The organism is Sporosarcina sp. YIM B06819 (assembly GCF_033485175.1).
Taxonomy (GTDB): Bacteria; Bacillota; Bacilli; order Bacillales_A; family Planococcaceae; genus Sporosarcina.
In genome coordinates this window covers 230,939-255,992 of sequence record NZ_JAWLIQ010000002.1, presented here as the reverse complement: position 1 = coordinate 255,992, position 25,054 = coordinate 230,939, and the positions used below count along the sequence as shown (strand labels likewise).

Genomic DNA, 25,054 nt, shown 5'->3' with positions numbered 1-25,054 from the left:
TATTTTAAAATCGGGATACTCTTAACAGTCCCAACGTTATTCATTACATTAATTGGACTGTATTTATGGTTGTCATTCATCCAATAAAACACAAAAAGGGGATTATTCATTATGTCAAAAAAAACACTTTATTTCTTATGTACAGGTAACTCATGCCGTAGCCAAATGGCTGAAGGATGGGGCAAAAAGTATCTTGGTGATGAATGGCAAGTTCTTAGTGCAGGAATTGAGGCCCATGGAGTTAATCCAAATGCTGTTAAAGCTATGAATGAGGCTGGCGTCGACATTACGAATCAAACTTCGGATATTATTAATCCGGAAATTTTAAATAATGCAGATTTTGTCGTCACGCTTTGTGGGGATGCTGCCGACAAATGTCCGATGACACCACCGCATGTAAAACGTGAACATTGGGGATTCGATGATCCCGCAAAAGCAGAAGGAACAGATGAAGAAAAATGGGCATTCTTCCAGCGTGTACGCGATGAAATTGGTGCAAGGATTAAATATTTTTCTGTATCAGGTGAATAAGGATATCACAATATTGCTTATTCCAGTCATTATTAGTCTCATAGCAATCAGAATAAAGACTAAGACGACAAACAACATGTTGCCAGGTGCTATCCGAGTTTTGATAGTACCTGGCAATATGTTATTCAACATATTTATTAAGAAAATGTTTAATCGTCATTTTGTATTTGTCTTGAGCCAATGCAAAGGATTCGCCATGATTTGCATTTGGGACAAGGAGAAGTTCTGTGGCACTTGAAGTATGCTTAAACAAATCTTTTGTCAATTTCGTTGGAACAAAGGTATCGCTCTCTCCATGGATATACAGGATTGGGACAGTTGTTTTCTCCACTTCATTGCGTGCACTTGCTTCTCTGAATGAATAACCGGCTCTAATTTTCGTTAACAAACTAGTACTATCTAACAGCGGAAATGCTGGCAGTTTAAACATCCGATTCATTTGATACTCAAATAATTGATAGACGGACGCATACGGGCTGTCTGCTATAATGGCTTTGACCTGGCGAGGAAGTTCTTCTTCGCCGCTAGCCATCAAGACGGTTGCTGCACCCATCGATAAGCCATGGTAGGCCACTTTCGTATCAGGCCCAAGTTTGTTTACCAAAAGATTAGTCCAATCAATCAGATCAAGCCGATCGGGCCAACCAAAACCGTAATAATTCCCCCCGCTTTTGCCATGCCCCCGTGCATCAGGCATGAAAATGTTATAGCCTAAATCATTATGATAATACTGACCAAATAGCCCCATTTGTTTTGCATGGCCTAGATAGCCATGTGGGAAAATAGCTAATTTATTTGTCGGCTTGGATGCCGGTAAAAAGTAGCCAGACAGTTTTAATCCGTCACGTGATGTTAACGTAAGTTGTTCGAATTGTTGAGCATTTACCCAAGCTATCCAATCTCCGTTTAAAAAGAGATCCATTGTTTGATCCGACACTTCCAAATCCGCATTATTCTGCAAGAAATCTTTCGGCCCTCGCTTGACGGCTAATTCATAGAAAAAGAAGCTACCGATGATTTGGATCAATAAGAAGATTGTTGCAAAGAGAATTAGTAACCTCTTCCAATTGATTCGAATTATACTCATTCCCTTCCATTTTTGAACGTTTAGTATGCAAGATGCATTAACAACAGTATAGTAGAAAAACAGAGGGAAATGAAAGAAGTTAATACGATTACATGAAGTTACCAAATAGATTTGTAAAATGTGTATTGATTTTGTGTAAAGCAATAACTGCTTTGTGGCGCTTTTATATTGACCCGAGCATTATGTTCAAATTAATGTTATAGTTAAAGAACAAAACAAAAGTGAGTAGGCGAGGAAACATGATAGAGGTAAAAACATCTCCGTTAAGTGATGGAGAATTCAATAGAGGCGTATTTGCGACATGTGATTATAAAAAAGGGGAGCTTTTACATGAAGCACCTGTCATTTCTTATCCAAACGAAGAGCATCAATACATTGAGAAAACCATCCTCAGTGACTATGCTTTTGAGTATGGGATAGGTCAATCTGCTATTCTTCTGGGGTATGGGATGTTGTTTAATCATTCGTACGAACCGAATGCAACGTATGATATTAATTTTAAAAATCGTACATTTGATTTCTTTGCTTACACCGATATAAAAGCAGGAGATGAAATTTTGATTAATTACAATGGTGACGTTGATGACAAAGATGAACTGTGGTTTAATAAGGAATAATAGGATGTGGAGGCAATTCGCTTTCCATATATATAGGCTATTCGACTATTGCTGTTAATTATTTATTTTTATGTGAAATGCTCCTTCATTTGTTGGGAGAGAACTGATTGCGTTGTCAGTATCTCTCCCACAGAAGGAGCATTTTTGAGTTATGAACCCTTTTATTTATAATTACGCAAAGTTGGAGGCTTATAAAACAGGTACTTTGGTGAAACGTTCAAAGCGCAATGGATCGATTGGAATAATCGTTTCTGACTCTTCACGGATCAATTGTTCAATCAACTTACCTGTCACAGTGGCAAGACTGATCCCATCGCCCTCATGTCCTGCGGCTATGAAAAAGCCAGGTATTTCATTAACAGCTGAAACAATTGGCAAATGATCAGATGTCCACGGTCTAAAACCGGTGTAGGCCCGAATCATCGTGAAATCATTCAATTTCGGATAGAATCGCATTGCTCTTCTTGCCAATGTTTCCACCACATTGATATCAATTCTTCCATCGTATCCAACAAATTGGCGACTGCTTCCAAGCAAGAAATTCTGACTTTCCGTAGGCTCAAACACTAACGCAACACCGTGTTCCTTTGTTCTTTCGTCCACAATCCGCTCCCGGCCAAATTTGTTCATCAAATAACCGAATTCCATGACATTCCGCATCATCACCGGTTTTTGTCTGGCGCCAACCATGATATGACCTTTTCTCGGGATTATAGGAATATCGAGATCGAGCATTTTTCCGATAAAAGGTGCCCAGACGCCTGCAGCATTGACGACTTTCTTTGCGGTAAAAGTTCCGTTTGTCGTTTCAATTGTAAAGTCCTCTTTTTTTGTAATGGACGTTACTTCTGTTTGTATTTGTACTTTTAGCCCAAATTGCTTGGCCTTTTCAATGAGTGAATAGCAAAATAGATAGGGATTGATAAGCGAATCAGTTTCACACTCTAATCCCCCTGGAATGTCATCTGCAAAATAGGGGGATTCTTGACGAAGATCCTCTCGGTCAAGTAAGTTGAACTTCAATCCAGCGGCAGTCTGAATATCTACCCATTCCTTCGCTGCTTGCATTTCCTTATCATTCTCACAGACAAGCAAACTACCGAGTGCTCGGTATTCAAATGGCAAATCTAATTCTTTGTTCAATTCTATTGTAAGTTCTTGGCTTTTCCAAGACATCAAACTATCGAATCCGGGGTCTTTATCCACAATGGTCACGTTGCCATCACAGCGCGAAGAGGTACCACTCGCAATATCATTTTTTTCAATTAATACACAGTCAAGGCCAGATTTTGCAACATAGTAAGCGATTGCACAACCGACAATTCCACCACCAATAATCGCTACCTCTGCATGATTGTTCTTTGCCATCCTCAAATCCTCCTTTGACATCTGAATGCCTTTTAGTCTATTCTACATGATAGAATGAAGTTTTGCATTTTTTTCTGAAATTCGAATATACTATTCTTACTCTATGGTAAAATAGGAGTAGATATAGTGTCAAATTTTATCGTAATGGATTATAAGGAGGAAGTTGCCGCGTGGATCAAACGATTATTTGTAGATGTGAAGAAGTTTCATTGGAAGATATCCAACAGACCGCAAGCCGTTATAACTGTTCTGCTCGTGAAGTAAAATTACGGACAAGGGCTGGAATGGGGTATTGTGGGGGACGCACATGCAGACCTGCTGTAGACGCAGTTTTGGAAGCGGTAACAGGAGAAAGAGCTGGCCATGATATTCCGTTGAAAGTCCAACCTCCCGTTCGACCTGTATCATTATCAGTTTTAGGAGGAGAATCGAGATGACGAACCGTATTGTAAATCATCCAGTTTTGGGGGAGTTGACTAATCAGACATCTGTCACTTTTACTTTCGATGGTCAAACATATGAAGGATTTGAAGGGGATACGATTGCATCTGCACTCCTAGCAAATGGAATCCGACAACTACGAGTGCATGAAGGAACGGGAGCACCACGGGCAATTTATTGCAATATCGGGCATTGTTTCGAATGTCGTGTAACTGTGAATGACACACAGATCGTTCGTGCATGTATGACGCCTATTCAACAACAAATGGTCATTGAAAGTGGTAAAATGCAACCTGCTCCATTTAAAGCGTCGCCTGAAGAATGGCCACGTACATATGCCGAATTTGAAAAAATGAATGAACATCATAAGGAGGGAGTTCCTCATGGTTGATGTTGTCATCATTGGTGCAGGGCCAGCGGGTTTATCCGCCGCAATTGCCTGCCGCGAATCAAATTTGGATGTATTGGTCATCGATGAATTTCCGAAACCGGGTGGCCGACTTCTCGGACAACTTCATCAAGAACCAAATGGTGAGTGGTGGAACGGGATTGAAGAGACGAAGGCTTTATTGGCAAAAGCTGAGAAGTTGAACACGATGATTCAATGCGAAGTTTCTTGCCATCACCTAGAAAAAATTGAGGCTGGTTATAAGGTGCATACTAATCGAGGTCTTTTTGAAACGAAAAATGTACTCCTTGCAACCGGTGCAGCAGAAACAGCGGCGCCTATCCCGGGCTGGACACTTCCTGGTGTTATGTCCATCGGGGCAGCGCAAGTTATGACAAACGTCCATCGTGTCCGTGTAGGAAAGAAAGGAATTGTCGTTGGGGTTAACGTATTGTCGGCGGCCATTGCTAGGGAACTGCAACTTGCAGGTGTTGAACTGCATAGTATGGCGTTACCTGTCAGCAATCCTGTCACGAAAGACCATGCACATCCTGGGAAAGTCATGGAAGGATTAGTGCGAATCGCTCATTTAGCACCTTCTGCCTTTCTTCGCTTCGGTAGCAAATTTGCCAAAGTCGATTGGGTACGAAACTTGGCGGTCAAATTCTATCCAAAAGGCGGAGTGAAAATGTGGGGGATGCCGATTCACATCCGAAAAGCCATCGTCCAAATTAATGGTGCCGACCAAGTGGAATCTGTGACGATGTGTGACATCACACCTGAGGGAGAAGTGATTCGAGGTAGTGAAAAAACGATTGCTGTCGACTTTGTTTGTATCGCAGGCGGACTTTATCCGCTAACAGAACTTGCCTCAGTTATCGGTTGTCCGTTCCAATATGTAGAAGAACTAGGCGGGCACGTACCCATCCATAACGAACAGATGGAAACGCCACTAGAAGGGTTGTATGTAGCTGGCAATATCACCGGCATTGAAAGTGCAAAAGTTGCTCGTGCACAAGGAACACTTGCTGGATACTCAATCGCTAAACAAAACGATAAAATTCAGCAAGCGATGAAAGAAGTTAAATCTATTCGCGAAGCCGCAACGATCCAATTCCATCCGGAAATCGCCGCAGGACGAAGTAAAGTTGAAAAAGCATTTCATGAATATATCGTTTCCTGATAAATTTAGTTACAGATGCAAAAGCTAAATTTTTGAATAGATGTAAGGCTTACTATTTAACAAAAAGAAACAGGGCGGTTGCCTCTTTAAAAGAAATTAACCGTCCTGTTTAGTCTGTCCAGAAAGTTGGTATTTACTAACTTTTTGGGTTGCTCTATCTTTCTACCCTATAAGCAGACCGTTTTCTATTCCTCGTATATCCTATTGGAAACTTATCAATCAATTGTAAGGAGTTATCGATCAATTCAAAATCGTTTTTGATCAATTGGAGAAAGTTATCGATCAGTTCTGCGAAGTTATAGATCAATTCGGCGGAGTTATCGTCATTTTGGGACCTTCGACCCATCCGAGAATGGAGATGGGGTTCCTCCTCTATATCTTGAAACTTATCAGGCAGCTCCTATAAAGTCCATTTACCAATGTATTCCTCTCGTGTTAAACTTCTAGTAATATAATTAGGAAAAATGCAGTAATTGGAGGTGATAAGATGTTTACTTTTGGGACATTAAGTACGTTTATTGTGATTGTACTTGGTCTATTTTTAATACCAGGTCCGGCTGTTCTTTTGATTACGACGCGTACTGCTCAGAGTGGGCGTAAAGTCGGTATAATGACGGGTCTTGGCATTGCGACTGGCGATTTGGTTCATACGTTATGTGCTGCGGCAGGGCTTTCTGCGATTTTGATGACATCGGCCCTAGCTTTTAATGTCGTGAAATATGCGGGAGTTGCCTATTTGGTGTATTTGGGTATTCGTGCGATTTTGGAAAAGTCTTCAGATCCTCAAATGCCAAAGGTTGCTACCGTGACAAATGGAAATGCGTATCGTCAGGCGATAGTTGTGGAAGTGTTAAACCCAAAAACGGCATTATTCTTTCTGGCATTTTTACCGCAGTTTGTTCAGCCAGCGCAAGGTTCAACGATTGTTCAATTCCTGGTCCTTGGCTTAATATTTGTGCTGATGAGTGTCATCTACACGACGTTTTTTGCCTTGAGCATTGGCGTACTTGGACAATTTGTTAAGCGAAAGTCCTGGATGAATCGGTGGAGCGGCAAAATCGTAGGCGCAGTCTATATTGGCATTGGGTTAAAAGTGGCAATGCAGAGTCGATGACTTAAACCGCTTTTCAACTTTTCACTATATTGGTTTCAAAAATATAACAATGGGAGTGGGAACATGAATATTGATACTTATTTACGCTTAGACGCGACTGATTTGTCGGAGTTGATTCGAAAAAAAGAAGTGAAGCCAAGTGAGTTGGTTGAGTTAAGTTTTGGTCAATTGGAAAAAGTGAATCCTGCGCTGAACGCCGTTACGCATATGCGAAGAGAACGTGTGTTGGATGAATTGAAGCGAGTCGAAGTTGGTAATCATCCATTTGCGGGTGTACCGATTTTATTGAAAAACATTTCACAAGCATTGCAAGGTGAGGCGATAACTTCAGGCTCTAAGTTATTATCGACGACGGTAGCCGGTCAGGATTCGCATTTTGTAAAGAAGCTTCGTGAGGCAGGATTTTTATTTATTGGTCATACAAACACGCCTGAATTTGGCTTGAAAAATATCACGGAACCTGAATTATATGGAGCGACGCGCAATCCGTGGAATCCGGATTATTCTTCAGGTGGATCGAGTGGTGGATCAGCGGCTGCGATTGCTTCAGGGATTGTTCCGCTTGCGGGTGCGAGTGATGGCGGTGGATCGATTCGGATTCCAGCTTCATTTTCGAGTTTGGTAGGGCTGAAGCCAACGCGGGGGCGGACGCCGGTTGGTCCAGGTGTTGGTCGTCAGTGGCAAGGGGCATCGATTGACTTTGTGTTGAGTCGAAGTGTACGGGATAGTGCTGCAATGCTCGATCAACTCCAAGTCGTCCAACAGGCGGCGGCGTTTCAGACACCCTTGCTAGAAGGGAGCTCGGTAGATGCGATCTGTCAACCGATTGCCCGTCAATTAAAGATTGCGTTTACAACAAAATCACCAGTAGCTACACCAGTTTCGGAAGAGGCTCAGGCGGCGGTGAAAAAAGTTGTTCGCTGGTTAGAATCAGAAGGGCATATCGTTGAGGAGCTGGACAATCAGGTTGATGGTATTCAGTTAATGCGGGACTATTTCCTAATGAATAGCGGAGAAATGGCTGCTGTCGTTGAACAATTGGAACAAGCAGTTGGCAGGGCACTCACAGCGAATGATGTTGAAATTGAAACGTGGTTATTAAATGAAGCGGGGAAATCAGTATCAGCAGCAAAATATTCAGCAAGTCTTGCATCATGGGATACAGCTGCAGCACAGATGGCGATTGTACATGAAAGCTATGATTTATACATAACACCGGCAACAGCATTTGCGGCGCCTAAAATTGGAGAGTTAACCCATTCAAAAGCAGAGCAGGAACAACTGCGGTTCAAAATGGACGAAGCATCAGGGAGTGAGCAACAACAAGCAATCATTTATGATATGTTTTTACCGAGCTTAACATATACGCCGTTTACCCAACTTGCCAATTTAACGGGGCAACCTGCGATTTCCATGCCTGTGCATTTAACGAAGGAGGGTTTGCCGATAGGTGTTCAAGTGATGGCAGGGAAAGGTGAAGAAAGACTACTTTTACAGCTTGCGGCTCAACTTGAACAAACCGATCTATGGGTTGGGATGAAAGGAAATCCACTGTTTGAGTGAATAATGTAAGATGCTATTGTTTGATGAAAAGTTCTGAAGCTAGACTAATAATAACGCGCCATCCCTTTTTTGGGGGTGGTTTTTCTTTTTTTTTATTCCAATATACTTTTTCGGACTTTAGGATTATTTAATAACTTATGTTTTAAAATGTGGTTAGAGCGTAAAGAGAAAGGGGTTCTACCATGTTTCTGAAAATATTAAAAAAGGACTTGAAGCGAAAAAAGGCAATGAATGTCGTGTTGTTTGTGCTGATTGCATTGGCATCTACACTAGTTGCAAGTAGCACCAATCTAATGTACTCGACGACAACGGCGGTGAACAGTTTTATAAGTAAAAGTCAGGTTGCGGATCTCAATATTATGATTAGCAACACACCGGAGAATGACAAAATGATTGAAGAGTGGGCAAATGATATGCCATCCATTGATGCATATTATTCAGCGTTCCAAATCGGAGTGTCTTCAAATACTATCACTGTTCCAACTGGAAGTAAGGAGTTTTCAAGCAATACTAGTATTTTTCTAGCCAGCCTTCCTCAGGATGTAAATCTCGTTTTTGGCCAGAACGATAAAAATTTTACATTGCAAGACGGAGAAATAGCATTGCCGATAAACATTAAGAATACGACGGGGATTCAACTCGGGGATCAGCTCACAATTAATGTTGAAGGATTGTCAAAAACGTTTATTGTGAAAGGATTTTTTAAAGATGCGTTTCTGGGGTCTGATCTACTAGGTATAAAAAGACTTCTAATCTCGCAGCATGATTTTGATGAAATAAAGCAAAGCGTGCCCGAGGAAACATGGATTAAGTTATGGAGTTTTGTTAAAAACCCAGAAGAAAGTCAAACGGATATTACAACAGAATTTTCAAAGTCGGATATCCTGAGTATTTTTGATATTGACAAAGCGCTTGTGGAACTGTCATATATGACGGATCGTATTATGTCAGCTTTATTATTTATCGTTAGCTTATTTTTGATCTTTATTGCTTTTTTGACCTTACGATTTACGATTATTTCTACGATACAGGACGATTATAGGGAAATCGGTGTTATGAAAGCAATTGGCTTTACGAATGCTGGTATAAGAGGATTGTATCTTACGAAGTATTTTGGATTATCTGTCGCTGGTGGTGCAATCGGATTGGGAATAAGCCTGCCTCTAACGATAATCATGTCACTGAGGGTGTCGGAATATGTCATTGTGCCTGTTGGTAGCACTAGCATAGTTATAGCAGTTTTCAGCATATTTGGTATTGTAGCTGTGACATTATTATTTTGTGCCCTATGTATGCGCAAAATTAATAAGGCTTCTCCGATTGACGCAATTAGGCAGGGACATAATGGGGAGCGTTTTAAGGCTTCCAGAAAAATGTCTCTCCATAAAAGTAAATTTCTTCATACTACCATGTTCTTGGCAATTAGTGATGTGCTCAACCAGATGAAAGGATACACGACATTAATTCTTACGTTTGTATTAAGCACGGTGATTATTCTGATTCCCATCAATTTAGCGAACACAATTCTAGCACCAGGTTTTATTAATTATTTTGGAACCACGCAGGCTGATTTTTATCCAACAACATGGACAACCGAAGGCGAAATGTCTAATGTTTTAACCGACATGGAGTCTTTAGAGCAAGAATTTCGTGACAAAAATTTCGACGTCTCTTTATCGGTTGATTATTATTTTAACACCAAATATATTCTCGAAAATGGCGAGGGTGCTCGACGTATTATTGGTATGAAAAACGTGTCCAAGATAGCTCAGAATGACTATTTAGATGGAGTGTCTCCGAAGCTTGAGAACGAAATTGCGATTACAGGCATGATGGCTGAGGCATATAACAAACACATCGGGGATACAGTTGTTTTTGAAATCGATGGGAAGATACAAACCTTTCTTATTTCCGGTATTTTTCAAACGATTACCAACGAAGGATATATGGTTCGATTATCAGATGCTTATCAGCCTTTCCAGTTAGCGGGCTATCAATTTATGGGAAACATAAATGCTTCTACTAAAGAAAAACCGCAGATTATTGAAAATATGAAAGAACAGTTTGGCCATCTAAAGATTAAAAGCGCTATGGACATGATGGGTGATTTGACTGGGGGCTTTATGGGTCAACTGAAGATGATTAATGGCTTAATTATTGCGACTATGAGTCTCATTTTATTCTTTATTACAAGTCTTTTTGTGAGGTTGTTAATAACCAAAGAAGTACATGGGATTGCAATTATGAAAAGTCTAGGTTTTACGAATGGGCAAATCAAACTATGGCAGAGTTTACGTATACTCATACTGCTTGTTTCTTCCATCATTTTGGGGGTATTTTTTGCGAATGTATTTGGAGAAAAACTAGTAGGCATGTTGTTCAGATTATTCGGTTTAACGAAGTTCGACATGGATATTGTAGCTTTACAGGTGTATGTATGGTGTCCACTGTTAATCGTAACGGTTGTCTTATTAGCGGTTTACTCTAGTTGTGGACAAATCAAAAAAATACATGTGTGGAATATGAATGAGGAATAATCAAAATGAGCGGGAGGAATTTAGTCATGAGCGCAGTATTAACGGTTGAGAATTTATGCAAAACTTACATCGTGAACAAACAACAAATTAATGTGTTGAGAAATATTAACTTCACTCTGCATGAGGGGGAATTTGTTTCAATCATGGGGCCGTCCGGTTCAGGGAAATCTACATTACTGTATACGGTAAGTGGTATGGATCGCCTAACAGCTGGAGAAGTCCTATTTGATGGAATAAGTCTTGCACAGCTTTCAGAGAAACAGATGGCTGAGGTTAGACTCCATAAGATGGGGTTTATCTTTCAACAAATGCATATGCTTAAAAATCTGTCTATTTATGATAATATTATTCTATCGGGCTATCAAGCTTTGAAGAGTAATGAGAGTAAACGCAGTCGTAGTGATGTGAATACTCATGCAGATCAGCTTATGAAGAGGCTTGATATTGTCGAATTAGCGAACCATGATATCACCGAGGTTTCAGGTGGACAATTACAAAGGGCATGTATTTGTCGTGCGCTGATTAATAAACCGAAAATGCTCTTTGCTGATGAGCCTACAGGGGCATTGAATTCTAAGGCGGCCAAAGAGGTCATGGCAGAGCTTTGTAAAATTAATGAGGATGGTACAACGATTATGCTTGTTACTCATGATGTGAAGGTAGCTGCACAAACGGATAAGGTATTCTATATGGTAGATGGTAATATCCAGGGTGAATTAAAAATGGCTACATCTGGTGATGAATGGAATGTTAGGGAACGAGAAAGAAAATTGAGCAGTTGGTTAATGGAGATGGGCTGGTAGGAATAGTGTTATGTAGAGAGGTATAGGGATGTGAGCATGTGGTAGATATTCTAATCATTGAAGATAACTTGGAGCTTGCTGCGATTCTTTCAGATTTCTTGTTGGATGAGGGATACTCCGTATTTGTTGCGTCCAGTGGAGAAGAAGGGCTTCAATATCTGGCAGAGAATCCGGTGAAGCTATTGTTGCTAGACATTATGCTTCCAGAGCTTGATGGATTTGCGGTTTGCAGGATAATAAGAGAAAGGCATAATCTCCCGATCATTATTATGAGTGCCAGACATGGGGATAATAATAAGATTATTGGTCTAGATCTCGGTGCCGATGATTATTTGGAAAAACCCTTCTCGGTCAACTTGTTAATTGCTAAAGTAAAATCTCATCTTCGTCGTAGCTATCATATGTTTGACAACAAACAATTGCTTTCTGAGGGTGCATTGACAATCGATAGAGCCTCAATGAAGGTGTATCTTAAAGATGAGTTGATTGTGATGACATCTAAGGAGTATGAGTTATTGGTGATTCTGATGATGAATAAGGGGAAAGCCCTCCGCAAAGAGTGGTTGTTTGAGGCGGTATGGGGGATTGATAGCTTTAGTGAGCTTTCGACTCTTACCGTCCATATAAGTAAACTTCGCGAAAAAATTGAGAATAATCCGAAAGAACCAAGATGTATTGTAACCGTTTGGGGTGTTGGATACAAGTATGAAGCAGTTTAATCGTCTGATTATATGGGTTATTATCATTGGGATTACGGTTGTAATCGCCTTTTCCTTTGCAGCTTCTTATAACGGAAGTATTGAGGAGAACAAGGGCTATGTGATTGAAGCGAATCGCATAGCCAACCAGCTAAATAACGGTGTGTTGCTAACTGACATTGAGATTGATCAAGCTAACTATGTTCAGGGTCTTGATTGGATGGAGGGAAATGCGGAGCCACTACAAATTGAACAATTTTTTAATGGTGCGGGAGTTAGAAGTGGAGCAGGTTTTATGATTAAACCCATCTATGACGGACAGCAATTAGCAGGGTATTTGCGGCTTACCTATATTGTTCCGAACACAATTACACCGGTCATCATTACGGTAGCCGTCATTCTACTAGTAGCTTTAACTTCTATTGTCGGGATGCTGTTGTATGTGAAAAGGGAAATTATTAAGCCATTTCATGTCATTGAGAACATGCCACTTGAATTATCAAAGGGACATCTACATCAAGGTATAAATGAGAGTAAAAGCAGGTTTTTTGGTAAGTTTATTTGGGGACTTAATTTGCTTAGAGAGACATTGAATGCACAAAAGCAAACCAATTTACGGCTGGAAAAGGATAGACAAACGCTGATTGCATCCCTTTCACATGAACTCAAAACACCGGTTTCTGCTATTAAATTATATTCGGTGGCATTATATGACGACCTGTATGAAAGTGACAAGAAGCGTAAGGAATGCGCCAAGCTCATTGAGGAAAAAGCTGAACAGATTGAAAATTTGATTGTCGATATTATTAGCACATCTGCATCTTCGATAAGCGATTTTGAAATTCAAGAGACAGAATTTTATCTAAGCGAGTGGATTGAAAAGGTAATGTATAGTAATAAAGAAAAACTTGCGCTGCTTAAAATCAAATTTGAAATAGCGCCCGTTCGAGACAAGCTTTTAATAGGGGACCCGGATAGACTTGTAGAGGTAGTGGATAATATTATTGAAAATGCGATTAAATACGGTGACGGGAATACGATTCGCGTATCGTTCTATGAAGAAGACTATCGACAATTAATCCGAATAGAGAATTCTGGCGCATCCATTTCGCAAAATGAGCTGCCCCATATGTTCTCAAGTTTTTGGCGGGGCTCAAATGTAGGCAACAAACCGGGTAACGGATTAGGACTCTATATAGGCAAGCAGCTACTCAAGAAAATGGGGGGCGACATTTTTGCGGAAGTAAAAGAGCATGCTTTTGCTGTTGTGTTGGTTGTTAGATTCTGATGGTAACCTCCTCATCGCGGGGAGGTTTTTTGCTTTGTGGAAATTTGTAAAGCGGTGGTGCTTTTCATGATAATTGTTGGAAGCTACCTGTTCTCAATGGATGCGCCTTATGATAAACTAGTTTTATAAGAATATTTTGAATGATTAACAAATCGGTATTCCGCTAAAGGACAGGTTCCTGTCAGAAAGAAATGAGGTGAAAATTATGAAGTTTAAGAAGGTATTGGAGTCGCCGATAATCAAAAACCATACTGGCATCATGCAGAGAGAAGCTGTTAGGGCTATTATTTGCACTAACAATAAAATTCTACTAGCCCGTTCAGATAGGGGGGACTATAAATTTCCAGGAGGTGGAGTGGAAGAGAATGAAAGCTACTCCGAAGCACTAGTGAGGGAAGTAAGAGAGGAAACTGGTTACATAAATTGTATCGTCAAAGGCTTAATGGGTGTTGTAATTGAACGGAAAATGGACGAGTTTGTGAATGGACATGTATTCGAAATGACTTCGCACTACTATCCGTGTGAATTAACTAACGTTGAAACGATTTCTCAAGAATTGGATGAATATGAGTCTATTTTTAAATTTACTCCCCAATGGGTTGGTATAGAAGATGCGATTAAACAAAACGAAAGTCTGATCACACGATTCGAGAACAATAGTTGGTTAAAACGTGAAACGTTCGTTTTGAAAGAATTGAAGGAATATGTAGGGTAACAAGCCTATATTCTGCGTCAAAAAAGGTTATCGAATGACTTGGAATTGTTCTGTAATCTAGTGCTTTTCAATTAATGCAGAAATGGGGAATGGATATGCGAATGGTGAGACCGTCCGTTGAATGGAAAAACGAGCATGAAGACTACATTAAAGAGTGGGGGGAGCCCCGTATGACTCCTAGCAGTTTCAATCTAGCTGGCTACGAGAACTACGATGCTTATTTAGAAGCACGGCAGATCCGAGATAATGGTGACCAAAAAACGGTGCCAAGCACGAACTATTTCTTGGTGGACGAAAATGATCGGGTCCTCGCAATGGTCGATATACGGCATAATCTGATGGATTATTTATTTAATGTCGGCGGGCATATCGGGTATAGTGTGAGGCCGGCAGAACGAAGAAAAGGACATGCGACACGAATTCTAGCTGAGGCATTGAGGAAATGCGATGAATTGGGAATCCAGCGCGTACTGGTAACTTGTAATGATGACAATATCGGATCTGCCAAAACGATAATAAAGAACGGCGGAGTTGAAGATAAGAGTTTCAAGGAAGAAGACGGAACTGTAGTTCGGAGGTTTTGGGTAGAGAGATAATTTCGGCACTTGTGTTACGATGCTTTTATTCTTAAACATTAAAGGACGAGAGTAGGGAATGGATGACTACTATATCAAAGTGGATGTTAATCACTGTAATCGCTATCGTTTTCTTGCCGATCCTATTTATCTGGACGCCTGTTCTGTTTACTTTGTCAGTACTGACTGGGATTATCATACTAAAACTTAAGTTTCCGATGATAAAAGGAGCGGTAGCAGAATGGCGAGTAAATCGTATATTGAGTGCATTAGGACCGAATTATTCAATATACCATGATCTATATGTACCAAATGGCGATAGGGGAACAGCACAGGTGGATCATGTGGTTACCTCGCCTTATGGAATCTTTGTCATTGAAACTAAGCATTTTCAAGGTTGGATATTTGGTAAAGAAGATCAAAGATACTGGACTCAGGTTATTTATAAACGAAAAGAAAAAATGTTTAATCCGATTTGGCAGAACTATGGTCATGTCCAAGCATTAAAAAACTATATTGGGAATGAGGACTCTGCATATTTTCAGTCCATTATTGCATTTTCTAGTCAATCTACTTTAAAGTTTGAAGATCGTTTTAAATCTGCAAGAGTCATTCAGTTTCCGCAATTAATTCAGGTAATTAAAGAATGGAATATATATAGAATAAGTGATTTTGAGTTGCGAGAAATTAACCGAAAGCTCGAAGGAATCTTGATTGAAGATAAGAAAGTAAAGAAGATAATTAGGAAGCAACATGTTCAAACAATCCAGACGAATCGCAAAGAAAAGGTGCGGAAAGAGAAAGAAAGCATTCAGCGGAATACTTGTCCAAAGTGCAAAAGCGAGTTGTCTTTGAAAACAGGAAAGTATGGAGATTTTTATGGGTGTAGTAGCTTTCCGAAGTGTAGATTTACAAGGGAAGTTTCTTAGAATCTAGGCGTGATTTTATGGAAGTGACCAGCCTTCCGCTGATTTAGTAATCAAAAATAAAGAGGCGGACATGCAGTATTATATTCATGAAGGAACGTGGTTTGCTTGCATAATCATAAAATAGGTACAGAACGCTCAGATTGTAGAAGTGCTTTCAAGCTATTGATAAATAAGTTGCGTTGCTTCACTCCATTGGCTAGTATTGTCAAAAGGGGTGTTTTTGTGAGTTATAAAATTGCATTTTTTGATGTCGATGGAACGATAACGAATCATCAGGACGGTAGTATTTCAACAAAAACCAAAGACGCTATTCAGGCATTAAAAGATAAAGGATTGAAGGTCGTGGCGGCAACAGGTCGGCCGTTATCAATGTGTCAAGATATTAAAGAGTTAGGAATCGAGACGTTTATTACAGCGAATGGAGGTTATGCAAAGCACGAGTCACAGGTAATTCATAAAATGGCGATGGATCAACGGAATGTTCAGGATGTATTTGAATTTGCTAAAGCTGAGAATCATGGCTTATCCTTCTACACTGAAGAATTCTATATGAATGGGGTAAAGAATCCTCAAATTTTGAAGGCCTTGGAGGAAACATTATTTCTACAAGAGTATCCTACAATAGATGAATTAATTTATCGTCAGGATGTCTATTTGATGTGCTTGTATGCATCAGATCAAATGGTGAAGAAATACAGCTCTCACTTTCCTCATTTAACATTTTTGAGATGGCATCCTTTTGTGTTGAATGTATTGCAAGAAGAAGTATCAAAATCGGTAGCTATTCGAAAAGTACTGGAATACTTCGATATTGATAAATCAGAAGCAATTGCATTTGGAGATGGAGAGAATGATATTGACATGTTAGAGTTTGTCGGTTTGGGAGTAGCAATGGGGAATGGAAATGAAAGAGTACAATCGGCAGCTGATTTTGTAACGAAAAAATCGAGTGAAGAGGGAATTGAGTTTGCTTTGAAAGAGATAGGGCTATTATAAGTGATTTCCAATATGTATCCCTCTGGTAGGATCATTTTGTTATGAAAATAGGAGTGATTGCTGACATTCACGGTAATGCTTCTGCCTTAAAGGCGGGACATTGAACACATCTATTGTTTAGGAGATATGATTGGGATTGGACCAGATACAGGCAAAATATCTATCGCTCTCTTACTAATCCCATTTATTTATAAAATTCCACATGAGAAATGTGATCATCCCCAAATTAAATTATAAACATTGCGCACAATTACAGCTGCCTTCAGCTTAATCCCCATTTATTGTGAATTGATACACACTAAAGACAAACCACAAAAATAGGAGGAAATGTGCTACTAAGTTCAGTATGAGTGAAGACTTTTTGAATAGCTTTTTTTTCAAATAACTTAAAACAAAACGTAAGAAAACAAATTGTATCAATAACATTAGAATACTGATTCCAAAAAAAAATTGATTTCCTCAGCTTCGGTTATCATATACCCTTTACTCTCGTCGAGCCTGCTGATCGAAACAACAATATAAGAGATTATAGTAGAAGTCAATATAAGACAGACGTTTATTATGAAAAATAAAACCCCTATTAGTTTGTGAAATCTATTCAAAGTATTGCCTCCTTAGCAACATTAACTATCTCATTCTGAAATTCTTTTTCCTGATAGTTTAATAACAGTTTATTTTAACATTATACTGGAGTGGTAGAAATAAGGTAAGCTTTTCGGAAGAATATGATAAAATGAAGTTGGAATTAATTACAAAAAAGGAGTGGTGGCTTACTATGAATAACTATAGCATCATTTTATTTGATTTAGATGGGACACTTTCGGATCCCAAAATAGGTATTACAAAATCTGTTCAATATGCGTTAGCCAAACTAGGAATTGATGAGCCTGATCTTGATAAATTGGACTGTTTTATCGGCCCACCACTACAAGATTCATTTGCGGAGTATTACAATTTTGATGAGGAGATAACAAAAAAAGCAATTGATTTCTATAGGGAAAGGTTTAAGGACAAGGGGCTATTCGAAAATGACTTATATTCAAGTATTTCCTTACTTTTAAAATCACTAAAAGAGCTTCAATTTACATTGGTTGTTGCAACTTCGAAGCCAACTGTGTTTGCTGAGAAAATCCTAAAGCATTTTAACATTGAACAGTATTTCGATCTAGTTGTTGGCAGTAACCTTCATGGAACGAGAACCGCGAAAACCGAAATTATTCAATACATAGTAGATGCATATAAGCATCATACGCTAGATAAATTTATTATGATAGGGGATAGGAAGCACGATATTATTGGAGCCAGTAATACAGGGATTGACTCGATTGGCGTCACTTACGGATATGGTTCGTTCGAAGAATTGAGATATGCTAATCCCACGCATATTGTTAATAGTGTTGACCAGTTGAAAGATTTTCATTTTAGGGGATGAGGTTAGAAAGGGAGTAAGTCAATGAAAAAAATTTTCCTATAATTGAAACCGGAAGACTAATTTTAAGACAAGTCACAACGGATGATGCTGTTGATATGTTTGACTATCTGTCTGATCAAGATGTTGTGAAACCTATGGGGCTAGATCCTTTCGAAACAGTAAAAGACGTATGGGATGAAATTAGCTGGTATTCATCCATATACGAAGTAGGCACAGGAATTAGATGGGGAATCACTTTAAAAGATTCTGGCAAGATGATTGGAAGTTGTGGCTTTTTGAATAGGATTCCCAAACATTATCGCGCAGAAGTTGGGTATGAAATTAGCAAAGAGTACTGGGGACAAGGGATAGCTAGCAAAGCATTAGAAGCTGTTGTGAAGTATGGCTATCATCACCTGCAGTTAGAAAGAATAGAGGCTTTAATTGAACCGTCGAATGTTCCATCGCAAAGATTGGTAGAGAAGCAAGGCTTTTTAAAAGAAGGTTTGCTAAGACATTATGAATTTGCACGTGGTACATTCGATGATTTATATATGTACTCCATCATAAAAGAAGATTTCGATTGTATGTTCTAACAGCGGAGGTTTTATTGAGAGTAAAATCTAAACGTTATGTATTTTTTTTTCGGTTGTGGAAATCCTAAACAGAATTATCGTTTAGGAGGTTCAGTAATGAGAAAAATGTATTTGATCTTCTTAATCGGCATGATTATCTTCCTTTTTCAATTTGATTTGTTTAAGGTCGGATTTGCTGTAACAAATGATGAAGCAATACCGACTGCATATGATGAAATTGCGAAGTCGGAAAAAGGGGATATTATCCTTTATGCTACAAAAATGAATGTGAATGATGTATATACTGATTTTAAAATTGATTTTAAAGGTGTTATGATGTCAAGGCCATTCTGGATTAATACAACAAGTCCTACATGGCTTCCCGAAATTATCAATGCGGACATCAATGGAGATGGCAAGCAAGAGTTAATCATCATTTTAACTAGAGGTACTGGTACTGGGATAGTAGAACGAGAAGTTCATGTTTTCCATATACAAAATCAACAATTGGGTAAGATGTTTTTTGAAGTGCCCGTTGAGATGCTTGTAGATGATCCGATTGCAATCGTGTTGAAAAATGTAAAGACTAAGATGTCATCCGATAAAGCTACTATTAGTATTGGTGACAAAAATTATACAATAGATATAAAATCGTTAGGAATTCAACCTGAAGTCTTATTTACCGATATATACTTTGGTAATATTATTAACTTTGAAATAAAAGACAATCAGCTTATTGCAAAAGTTGGCGGAATCATTTCTCCAACTGGCTATATAGGGAGTATTCAAATTACTTACATGTTCAAAGATAATATGTATCAGGCAAAAACAATCGACTTTATGCCAAACAAATAAGGTGTTGTTTGACTTTATGTAGAGTGGATCTTCATCGCAATAATACAAAAAAACCACCCGAGTGAAAAAACTTTCGGATGGTTTTTCGTAGTGGATTAAAACATTTTAGTCGTCCAATTTTCACCGTTCCAAACACCTGTCACAAGGCCTTCATAAAAATCAGGTTCGTGTGAAATGAGTAGGACGCTGCCTTTGTATTCCTGTAAAGCGCGTTTCAATTCATCTTTTGCATCTTTATCCAAGTGATTCGTGGGCTCATCGAGGACAAGTAGATTCGTTTCGCTATTGATTAGTTTACATAAACGTACTTTCGCACGTTCTCCACCACTTAACACTTTTACTTTGCTTTCGATATGCTTCGTTGTCAAACCGCATCGAGCCAACGCAGCACGTACTTCGTATTGCGTGAAATGCGGGAACTCTTCCCACACTTCTTCTAAACATGTATTGTTGTTATCCGATTTCGTTTCCTGTTCGAAATAGCCGATTTCCAAATGCTCGCCAAGTTCAACGGAGCCGGAAAGTGCAGGGATTTCTCCAAGAATACTTTTAAGCAGTGTTGTTTTACCAATACCATTGGCACCCGACAAGGCAATTTTTTGTCCGCGTTCCATCGTCAATTCTAGCTCTCTTGACAACGGTTCGTCATAGCCGATGACGAGATCTTTTGTTTGGAATAAATACCTGCCCGGCGTCCGTGCAAGTTTAAAGTTGAATTGTGGCTTCGGCTTTTCAGCATCTAATTCAATGACGTCCATTTTGTCTAGCTTCTTTTGACGAGACATAGCCATTCGGCTCGTCGCTGCATTTGCTTTATTACGTGCTACGAAATCCTTAAGATTAGCGATTTCCTTCTGTTGCTTCTTGAAAGCAGCCTCAACCTGCTGCTTTTTCATCTCATGTACGCGTACAAATTCTTCATAATCCCCGACGTAGCGAGTGATTTCTTGATTTTCCATATGATAAATCAATTGAATGACGCTATTCAAGAATGGAATATCATGTGATATTAAAATAAATGCATTCTCGTAGTTCTGTAAATAATTACGTAGCCAGTTGATGTGCTCGACATCTAAATAGTTTGTCGGCTCATCTAGTAGAAGAATATCCGGTTTCTCTAGCAATAACTTGGCGAGTAATACTTTTGTACGCTGTCCACCACTTAAATCATGAACGTCCCGATCTAGACCGAATTCGTTCAACCCAAGTCCGTTCGCTACTTCTTCAACTTTTGAATCAATAATGTAAAAATCATTATGTGATAATTCTTCTTGAATTTGGCCAGTTTCTTCAAGGAGTGCCTCTAGCTCATCTGGCTCTACTTCCGCCATCTTTTCAAAGAGTGCGTTCATTTCTGTCTCTCGGTCATAAAGGTATTGAAAAGCAGTCCGCAACACATCACGGATTGTCAATCCCTGTTTTAACACAACATGCTGATCCAAATAACCAACCCGCACGCGTTTCGACCAGTTTACTGTTCCTGCATCAGGCTCTAGCTTGCGCGTAATAATATTCATGAACGTCGATTTACCTTCACCATTAGCACCAATTAGCCCGATATGCTCCCCTTGTAATAATCGGAAAGAGACGTCCTCAAAAATCGCGCGATCTCCAAAGCCATGGCTTAAATTTTCTACTGTCAATAAACTCATCTAATAAACACCTTTTCCTTCATTAAAATAGTTCTGGCTGCCCTATAACCAGGACACGTTGAATCTTTTTATATTATATAGGTATTTTGCAGTCGAGGATAGGAATTGTTTCTTTTGTACGCAAAGTAATCCTATTCCACACTAAATCTTTTGGCAGAACGAGCCCGAGCGCGTTCCGCTTCAATTTCTCGATTGCGGGGCTCTGCATTAGTGATGGCTGTCTTGAGTAGATGCCGCGTAGCAATTGCCACTTGCTCTACAGTCTGATTAAAAGCGTCCTCGTTTGCCTTCGATACTTTGTTGAAGCCAGTGATTTTACGTACATATTGTAGGGAAGCGGCATAGATTTCATCATCGGTGGCCGGAGGTTCAAAGTTGAATAAGGTTTTAATATTACGGCACATAGCATTCACCTCTTTTGTTATTTTCTCGATTGTAGCATATTTATTGACCTAATCTGACAGAACACTTATTTTGAATAGTGGCATAATTGACACATCAAGGGAAACAAGCTAAAATGACGATAGATTGAAAAGGAGCGATAGACATGGCATTTTTACAACTATACTGATCCATACGCATATATTTTTGAGTAAACCACTCTTTGGAGAGGTTATTTGCTATGCGTACTAGGTTGGGATATGTTGTAGAAGGTTTGTGCTCTACGGGATATCTATGCCGTTATGTAACTACGCAGAGCAAGCAATCTGCGTACTTTTTTAATTGGAGGGATATTATATGGGGATGTTATTGTTCTATTGATACGAGCTTGAACTAGAAGCTCGTATCGATCCTAGCTATCGATACGAAATCACAAATTTCGGAGGTAGCGAATATGGAACAAATCTGTTTTGAGTTAGAAAATGTTGAAATGACTTATTTAGATAAAGTGATTGTAAAGATTGAACAATTAGCTGTCCATCAATTTGACCGTATCGGCATTGTTGGAAAAAATGGTGCGGGGAAAAGTACATTATTAAAAGTACTTGCGGACAGTATCCAACCAACTAGTGGAAAAGTGAAGCGTCATGTAGAGTGCGGTTATTTTGAGCAACTGGAACCGCCGACTGTTGCGGAAGCGGATGTAGCATTACTCGAAAGGTTAGCCGTTCCGCAAGAGTCCGGGCAGTTAAGTGGCGGCGAGCAAACAAGGCTGAAGCTTGCACAATTGTTTACGCATTATTATGAGTCATTATTAATTGATGAGCCTACAACTCACTTGGACCAAGAGGGCATTTCGTTTTTACTTGATGAACTAAGATATTACTACGGCGCACTTGTGTTAATTAGTCATGATCGGGCTGTTTTAGATGCACTTGTCACAACGATTTGGGAAGTAAGTGATGGTGAAGTGCATGTTTACACAGGAAATTACAGCGACTACCTGGCACAGAAGCAACTAGAGCGTGAACAACAGCGTCATGCTCATGAACAATTCGTAAAGGAAAAAAGTCGCCTTGAGCAAGCAGCACAAGAAAAAATGAAGAAAGCTGAAAAAATCGCTCAAGCGGGAAAAATGTCAAAAAAAGAATCGAAAGCACTGGCCAATCGTATGATTGAAACGAAATCAAAAGGCACGAGTCAAAAAGCGGTACATCGTGCAGCAAAAGCGATTGAACAGCGAATGGAAAAGCTGCAGGAAGTCGAAGCAGTACAAGAGGAAAGGCCAATTGTCTTCCGCCAATCGACAGCATTGGAATTGTACAACAAGTTTCCTATCATGGCAGACCAGCTAACTCTACAAATTGAAGGTAAAGTGCTGTTAGATGAAGTGAGTTTTCAACTGCCACTCGGCAAAAAAATCGCCATTACGGGGGCAAATGGTGTCGGTAAAAGTACATTGCTTCAGCATATTGCAAATGGCGGTGCAGGATTAACCATTTCACCGAAAGCAAAAATTGGTTATTTCCATCAAATGAGCTATCAGTTTACAACGGCTGAAACAGTGTTGCAATTCGTGAGAAACCGTTCAGATTATGATGAAGGATTGTTACGAAGCGTGTTACATGCCATGCAATTCGTCGGTACAGATACCCAAAAAAGTGTGAAGTCATTAAGTGGTGGGGAAGCGATCCGCTTACAGCTATGTCAGCTATTCTTGGGAAACTATAACATTTTATTGTTGGATGAGCCGACTAATTTTCTAGACATCCATGCACTTGAAGCATTGGAGAAATTTATGGCTGCATATGTAGGGACGATTGTATTTGTTTCCCATGATCAAACATTCATCAATCATGTGGCTGACTTGCAGTATCATATTCATGCAGGGAAATTGAATCAAGTATGATAGCAAGCCGTCGAGACAACCTCGACGGCTTTATTGTAATTGGGATTTCTTCGCTTGTCTGGTAATATGAAACAAGTAGCTCATTAAAGCTAAAGGAGTGTGAATCAGGAATGAAGCAACAAAATCCCACCGAAATAGAGCATTATCTCCATTCAACTGAAGCTCAACAAAAGTTGTATAAGCGCTCACTCATTGTGGTCATCATGTCGCAAATTTTCGGAGGGGCAGGGCTCGCTGCTGGGATTACAGTCGGCGCGCTCCTTGCGAAGGACATGTTAGGGAGTGCGAGTTATGCAGGACTGCCGACTGCCTTATTTACACTTGGTTCGGCGTTAGCCGCCTTTATAGTGGGGCGGATATCACAGCGCTTTGGTCGTCGATACGGGCTTTCTTTTGGGTTTATAGCCGGGGGGATAGGGGCCATTGCGGTTGTGTTTGCAGCGACAATCAACAATGTCTTGTTATTATTTTTAGCGTTATTTGTGTATGGTGCTGGTACTTCGACGAATTTACAAGCACGGTATGCTGGAACTGATTTAGCAAGTGAGAAACAACGGGCAACAGCGATTAGTATCGCGATGGTTTCCACGACTTTGGGAGCGGTGGCTGGACCGAATTTGGTTACACCGATGGGGAAATTCGCGTTGACACTTGGCATAACAGCTTTAGCGGGTCCATTTATTTTAGCGGCAGCTGCTTATCTTATTGCAGGTTTAGTCTTTTTAATATACTTACGTCCTGATCCATTTTTAGTGGCAAGAGCAATCGCTACAGAGATAGACAAACAAAGGCAGGACAAGGTGAACGATGGACATCAAGTGTTTCAAAGTAAGGTGAATCGTGTCGGTGTTGTCGTTGGGGCATTCGTTCTTATTCTCTCACATGCTGTGATGGTCGGAATTATGACGATGACACCTGTTCAAATGCAAAATCATGGCGCGCAGTTAAGTGCAGTTGGTCTCGTCATCGGTTTCCATATTGCCGCCATGTATTTGCCATCTCTAGTGACAGGCATATTGGTCGATAAAATCGGTCGTACGTTTATGGTCATCGCTTCGGGCGTTACATTGGCTTCAGCAGGTGTCGTTGCAGCTTTAGCACCGGGAGGCTCTCTGTTTTGGTTGGCCTTTGCACTTATATTACTTGGGCTTGGCTGGAACTTTGGTTTAATTAGCGGGACGGCTATTATTATTGATTCGACGGATATGAAAACACGTGCAAAAACACAAGGAACCGTTGATGTATGGGTGGCATTAGCGGGGACGGCGGGTGGCTTATTATCGGGGCTCATCGTTGCCTATTCAAGCTATGCAATCTTAGGATTTGTCGGCACGTATTTAGCCTTATTATTAATACCTCTTATGATATGGGTCCATGTGAAGCAGAAGCGTGGCTAAGCTAGTGTGTTTCATGAAATGGCATGTCTTTTATGGTATAA

General features: G+C 39.8%; 25 protein-coding genes. 21 read left to right on the top strand and 4 right to left on the bottom strand.

The annotated features are described in order from the left end of the window. Together R2B72_RS02765 and arsC are read left to right on the top strand one after the other, a co-directional pair. On the top strand, positions 1-87 hold an 87-nt coding region (locus R2B72_RS02765), incomplete at its 5' end, for an ArsB/NhaD family transporter (protein WP_318614681.1). A 24-nt stretch (positions 88-111) separates the two neighbouring features. Further along, entirely contained in the window at positions 112-531 is a 420-nt protein-coding gene (gene arsC / locus R2B72_RS02760) for an arsenate reductase (thioredoxin) (protein ID WP_318614659.1), read from the top strand. 121 nt (positions 532-652) lie between these two features. On the opposite strand, the gene R2B72_RS02755 is transcribed toward arsC, so the two are convergent. Next, a complete protein-coding gene (locus tag R2B72_RS02755; RefSeq protein ID WP_318614657.1) occupies positions 653-1,618 on the bottom strand; it encodes an alpha/beta hydrolase in 966 nt (321 codons plus the stop codon). 239 nt (positions 1,619-1,857) lie between these two features. On the opposite strand from R2B72_RS02755, the gene R2B72_RS02750 reads away from it, so the two are divergent. Then, positions 1,858-2,235, top strand: a complete 378-nt coding sequence (locus R2B72_RS02750) for an SET domain-containing protein (protein ID WP_318614655.1) — start codon at positions 1,858-1,860, stop codon at positions 2,233-2,235. Between the two features lie 189 nt (positions 2,236-2,424). Here the strand turns inward: R2B72_RS02750 and R2B72_RS02745 are convergent, their stop codons facing one another. Then, complete coding sequence (locus R2B72_RS02745) at positions 2,425-3,603, bottom strand: FAD-dependent oxidoreductase (RefSeq protein WP_318614653.1); 1,179 nt, start codon at positions 3,601-3,603, stop codon at positions 2,425-2,427. A 170-nt stretch (positions 3,604-3,773) separates the two neighbouring features. Here R2B72_RS02745 and R2B72_RS02740 point away from each other — a divergent pair, with 170 nt between their 5' ends. From R2B72_RS02740 to R2B72_RS02665, 16 genes are all read left to right on the top strand, one after another. Beyond that, complete coding sequence (locus tag R2B72_RS02740) at positions 3,774-4,040, top strand: (2Fe-2S)-binding protein (RefSeq protein WP_318614651.1); 267 nt, start codon at positions 3,774-3,776, stop codon at positions 4,038-4,040. Beyond that, positions 4,037-4,435 carry a (2Fe-2S)-binding protein gene (locus R2B72_RS02735; RefSeq protein ID WP_412177781.1) on the top strand — a complete coding sequence of 133 codons (399 nt, stop codon included), beginning with the start codon at positions 4,037-4,039 and terminating at the stop codon, positions 4,433-4,435. The genes R2B72_RS02740 and R2B72_RS02735 overlap by 4 nt, the downstream gene beginning before the upstream one ends. Beyond that, positions 4,428-5,615, top strand: a complete 1,188-nt coding sequence (locus R2B72_RS02730) for an NAD(P)/FAD-dependent oxidoreductase (protein WP_318614650.1) — start codon at positions 4,428-4,430, stop codon at positions 5,613-5,615. Before R2B72_RS02735 ends, R2B72_RS02730 begins: the two co-directional genes overlap by 8 nt. 487 nt (positions 5,616-6,102) lie before the next feature. Continuing rightward, positions 6,103-6,729: a LysE family translocator gene (locus R2B72_RS02725; RefSeq protein WP_318614649.1), complete on the top strand. Its 627-nt coding sequence runs from the start codon at positions 6,103-6,105 to the stop codon at positions 6,727-6,729. Between the two features lie 63 nt (positions 6,730-6,792). Next, complete coding sequence (locus R2B72_RS02720) at positions 6,793-8,292, top strand: amidase (protein WP_318614648.1); 1,500 nt, start codon at positions 6,793-6,795, stop codon at positions 8,290-8,292. A gap of 182 nt (positions 8,293-8,474) precedes the next feature. After that, complete coding sequence (locus tag R2B72_RS02715) at positions 8,475-10,829, top strand: ABC transporter permease (protein WP_318614646.1); 2,355 nt, start codon at positions 8,475-8,477, stop codon at positions 10,827-10,829. A gap of 26 nt (positions 10,830-10,855) precedes the next feature. Further along, complete coding sequence (locus tag R2B72_RS02710) at positions 10,856-11,632, top strand: ABC transporter ATP-binding protein (protein ID WP_318614645.1); 777 nt, start codon at positions 10,856-10,858, stop codon at positions 11,630-11,632. A 38-nt stretch (positions 11,633-11,670) separates the two neighbouring features. Next, positions 11,671-12,351: a response regulator transcription factor gene (locus R2B72_RS02705; protein WP_318614643.1), complete on the top strand. Its 681-nt coding sequence runs from the start codon at positions 11,671-11,673 to the stop codon at positions 12,349-12,351. After that, a complete protein-coding gene (locus R2B72_RS02700; RefSeq protein WP_318614642.1) occupies positions 12,338-13,618 on the top strand; it encodes a HAMP domain-containing sensor histidine kinase in 1,281 nt (426 codons plus the stop codon). Before R2B72_RS02705 ends, R2B72_RS02700 begins: the two co-directional genes overlap by 14 nt. Before the next feature lie 205 nt (positions 13,619-13,823). Beyond that, positions 13,824-14,333, top strand: coding sequence for an NUDIX hydrolase (locus R2B72_RS02695; protein ID WP_318614639.1), 510 nt, complete (start codon positions 13,824-13,826; stop codon positions 14,331-14,333). A 170-nt stretch (positions 14,334-14,503) separates the two neighbouring features. Beyond that, the gene (locus R2B72_RS02690; RefSeq protein WP_318614637.1) at positions 14,504-14,929 is read left to right on the top strand and encodes a GNAT family N-acetyltransferase; all 426 of its coding nucleotides are present in this window, start codon (positions 14,504-14,506) and stop codon (positions 14,927-14,929) included. Positions 14,930-14,991: 62 nt separating this feature from the next. After that, a complete protein-coding gene (locus tag R2B72_RS02685) occupies positions 14,992-15,837 on the top strand; it encodes an NERD domain-containing protein (RefSeq protein ID WP_318614636.1) in 846 nt (281 codons plus the stop codon). 222 nt (positions 15,838-16,059) lie between these two features. Next, positions 16,060-16,833 (top strand): Cof-type HAD-IIB family hydrolase, encoded by a 774-nt coding sequence (locus R2B72_RS02680; protein WP_318614635.1) that lies wholly within the window; start codon positions 16,060-16,062, stop codon positions 16,831-16,833. Positions 16,834-17,608: 775 nt separating this feature from the next. Beyond that, positions 17,609-18,265 carry an HAD-IA family hydrolase gene (locus tag R2B72_RS02675; RefSeq protein WP_318614634.1) on the top strand — a complete coding sequence of 219 codons (657 nt, stop codon included), beginning with the start codon at positions 17,609-17,611 and terminating at the stop codon, positions 18,263-18,265. Between the two features lie 38 nt (positions 18,266-18,303). Continuing rightward, positions 18,304-18,840, top strand: a complete 537-nt coding sequence (locus tag R2B72_RS02670; RefSeq protein ID WP_318614680.1) for a GNAT family N-acetyltransferase — start codon at positions 18,304-18,306, stop codon at positions 18,838-18,840. Between the two features lie 96 nt (positions 18,841-18,936). Beyond that, positions 18,937-19,674, top strand: coding sequence for a hypothetical protein (locus R2B72_RS02665; protein WP_318614633.1), 738 nt, complete (start codon positions 18,937-18,939; stop codon positions 19,672-19,674). A 95-nt stretch (positions 19,675-19,769) separates the two neighbouring features. Here R2B72_RS02665 and R2B72_RS02660 read toward each other — a convergent pair whose 3' ends face one another. Both R2B72_RS02660 and R2B72_RS02655 read right to left on the bottom strand, forming a co-directional pair. Continuing rightward, positions 19,770-21,326 (bottom strand): ABC-F family ATP-binding cassette domain-containing protein, encoded by a 1,557-nt coding sequence (locus R2B72_RS02660; RefSeq protein WP_318614632.1) that lies wholly within the window; start codon positions 21,324-21,326, stop codon positions 19,770-19,772. A 131-nt stretch (positions 21,327-21,457) separates the two neighbouring features. Then, entirely contained in the window at positions 21,458-21,730 is a 273-nt protein-coding gene (locus R2B72_RS02655) for a DUF2277 domain-containing protein (protein WP_318614631.1), read from the bottom strand. 431 nt (positions 21,731-22,161) lie between these two features. Between R2B72_RS02655 and R2B72_RS02650 the strand changes: the two genes are divergently transcribed. Both R2B72_RS02650 and R2B72_RS02645 read left to right on the top strand, forming a co-directional pair. Further along, positions 22,162-23,616 carry an Msr family ABC-F type ribosomal protection protein gene (locus R2B72_RS02650; RefSeq protein WP_318614629.1) on the top strand — a complete coding sequence of 485 codons (1,455 nt, stop codon included), beginning with the start codon at positions 22,162-22,164 and terminating at the stop codon, positions 23,614-23,616. A gap of 110 nt (positions 23,617-23,726) precedes the next feature. Next, positions 23,727-25,013, top strand: a complete 1,287-nt coding sequence (locus R2B72_RS02645; protein ID WP_318614627.1) for an MFS transporter — start codon at positions 23,727-23,729, stop codon at positions 25,011-25,013. The last annotated feature ends 41 nt before the right edge of the window (positions 25,014-25,054 follow it).

Coding starts and splice junctions, on each gene's coding strand:
- R2B72_RS02675 (WP_318614634.1), top strand. CDS start 17,609: ATGAATAACTATAGCATCATTTTATTTGATTTAGATGGGACACTTTCG.
- R2B72_RS02725 (WP_318614649.1), top strand. CDS start 6,103: ATGTTTACTTTTGGGACATTAAGTACGTTTATTGTGATTGTACTTGGT.
- R2B72_RS02710 (WP_318614645.1), top strand. CDS start 10,856: ATGAGCGCAGTATTAACGGTTGAGAATTTATGCAAAACTTACATCGTG.
- R2B72_RS02655 (WP_318614631.1), bottom strand. CDS start 21,730: ATGTGCCGTAATATTAAAACCTTATTCAACTTTGAACCTCCGGCCACC.
- R2B72_RS02645 (WP_318614627.1), top strand. CDS start 23,727: ATGAAGCAACAAAATCCCACCGAAATAGAGCATTATCTCCATTCAACT.
- R2B72_RS02650 (WP_318614629.1), top strand. CDS start 22,162: ATGGAACAAATCTGTTTTGAGTTAGAAAATGTTGAAATGACTTATTTA.
- R2B72_RS02730 (WP_318614650.1), top strand. CDS start 4,428: ATGGTTGATGTTGTCATCATTGGTGCAGGGCCAGCGGGTTTATCCGCC.
- R2B72_RS02690 (WP_318614637.1), top strand. CDS start 14,504: ATGACTCCTAGCAGTTTCAATCTAGCTGGCTACGAGAACTACGATGCT.
- arsC (WP_318614659.1), top strand. CDS start 112: ATGTCAAAAAAAACACTTTATTTCTTATGTACAGGTAACTCATGCCGT.
- R2B72_RS02700 (WP_318614642.1), top strand. CDS start 12,338: ATGAAGCAGTTTAATCGTCTGATTATATGGGTTATTATCATTGGGATT.
- R2B72_RS02745 (WP_318614653.1), bottom strand. CDS start 3,603: ATGGCAAAGAACAATCATGCAGAGGTAGCGATTATTGGTGGTGGAATT.
- R2B72_RS02715 (WP_318614646.1), top strand. CDS start 8,475: ATGTTTCTGAAAATATTAAAAAAGGACTTGAAGCGAAAAAAGGCAATG.
- R2B72_RS02735 (WP_412177781.1), top strand. CDS start 4,037: ATGACGAACCGTATTGTAAATCATCCAGTTTTGGGGGAGTTGACTAAT.
- R2B72_RS02720 (WP_318614648.1), top strand. CDS start 6,793: ATGAATATTGATACTTATTTACGCTTAGACGCGACTGATTTGTCGGAG.
- R2B72_RS02660 (WP_318614632.1), bottom strand. CDS start 21,326: ATGAGTTTATTGACAGTAGAAAATTTAAGCCATGGCTTTGGAGATCGC.
- R2B72_RS02755 (WP_318614657.1), bottom strand. CDS start 1,618: ATGAGTATAATTCGAATCAATTGGAAGAGGTTACTAATTCTCTTTGCA.
- R2B72_RS02665 (WP_318614633.1), top strand. CDS start 18,937: ATGAGAAAAATGTATTTGATCTTCTTAATCGGCATGATTATCTTCCTT.
- R2B72_RS02695 (WP_318614639.1), top strand. CDS start 13,824: ATGAAGTTTAAGAAGGTATTGGAGTCGCCGATAATCAAAAACCATACT.
- R2B72_RS02685 (WP_318614636.1), top strand. CDS start 14,992: ATGACTACTATATCAAAGTGGATGTTAATCACTGTAATCGCTATCGTT.
- R2B72_RS02750 (WP_318614655.1), top strand. CDS start 1,858: ATGATAGAGGTAAAAACATCTCCGTTAAGTGATGGAGAATTCAATAGA.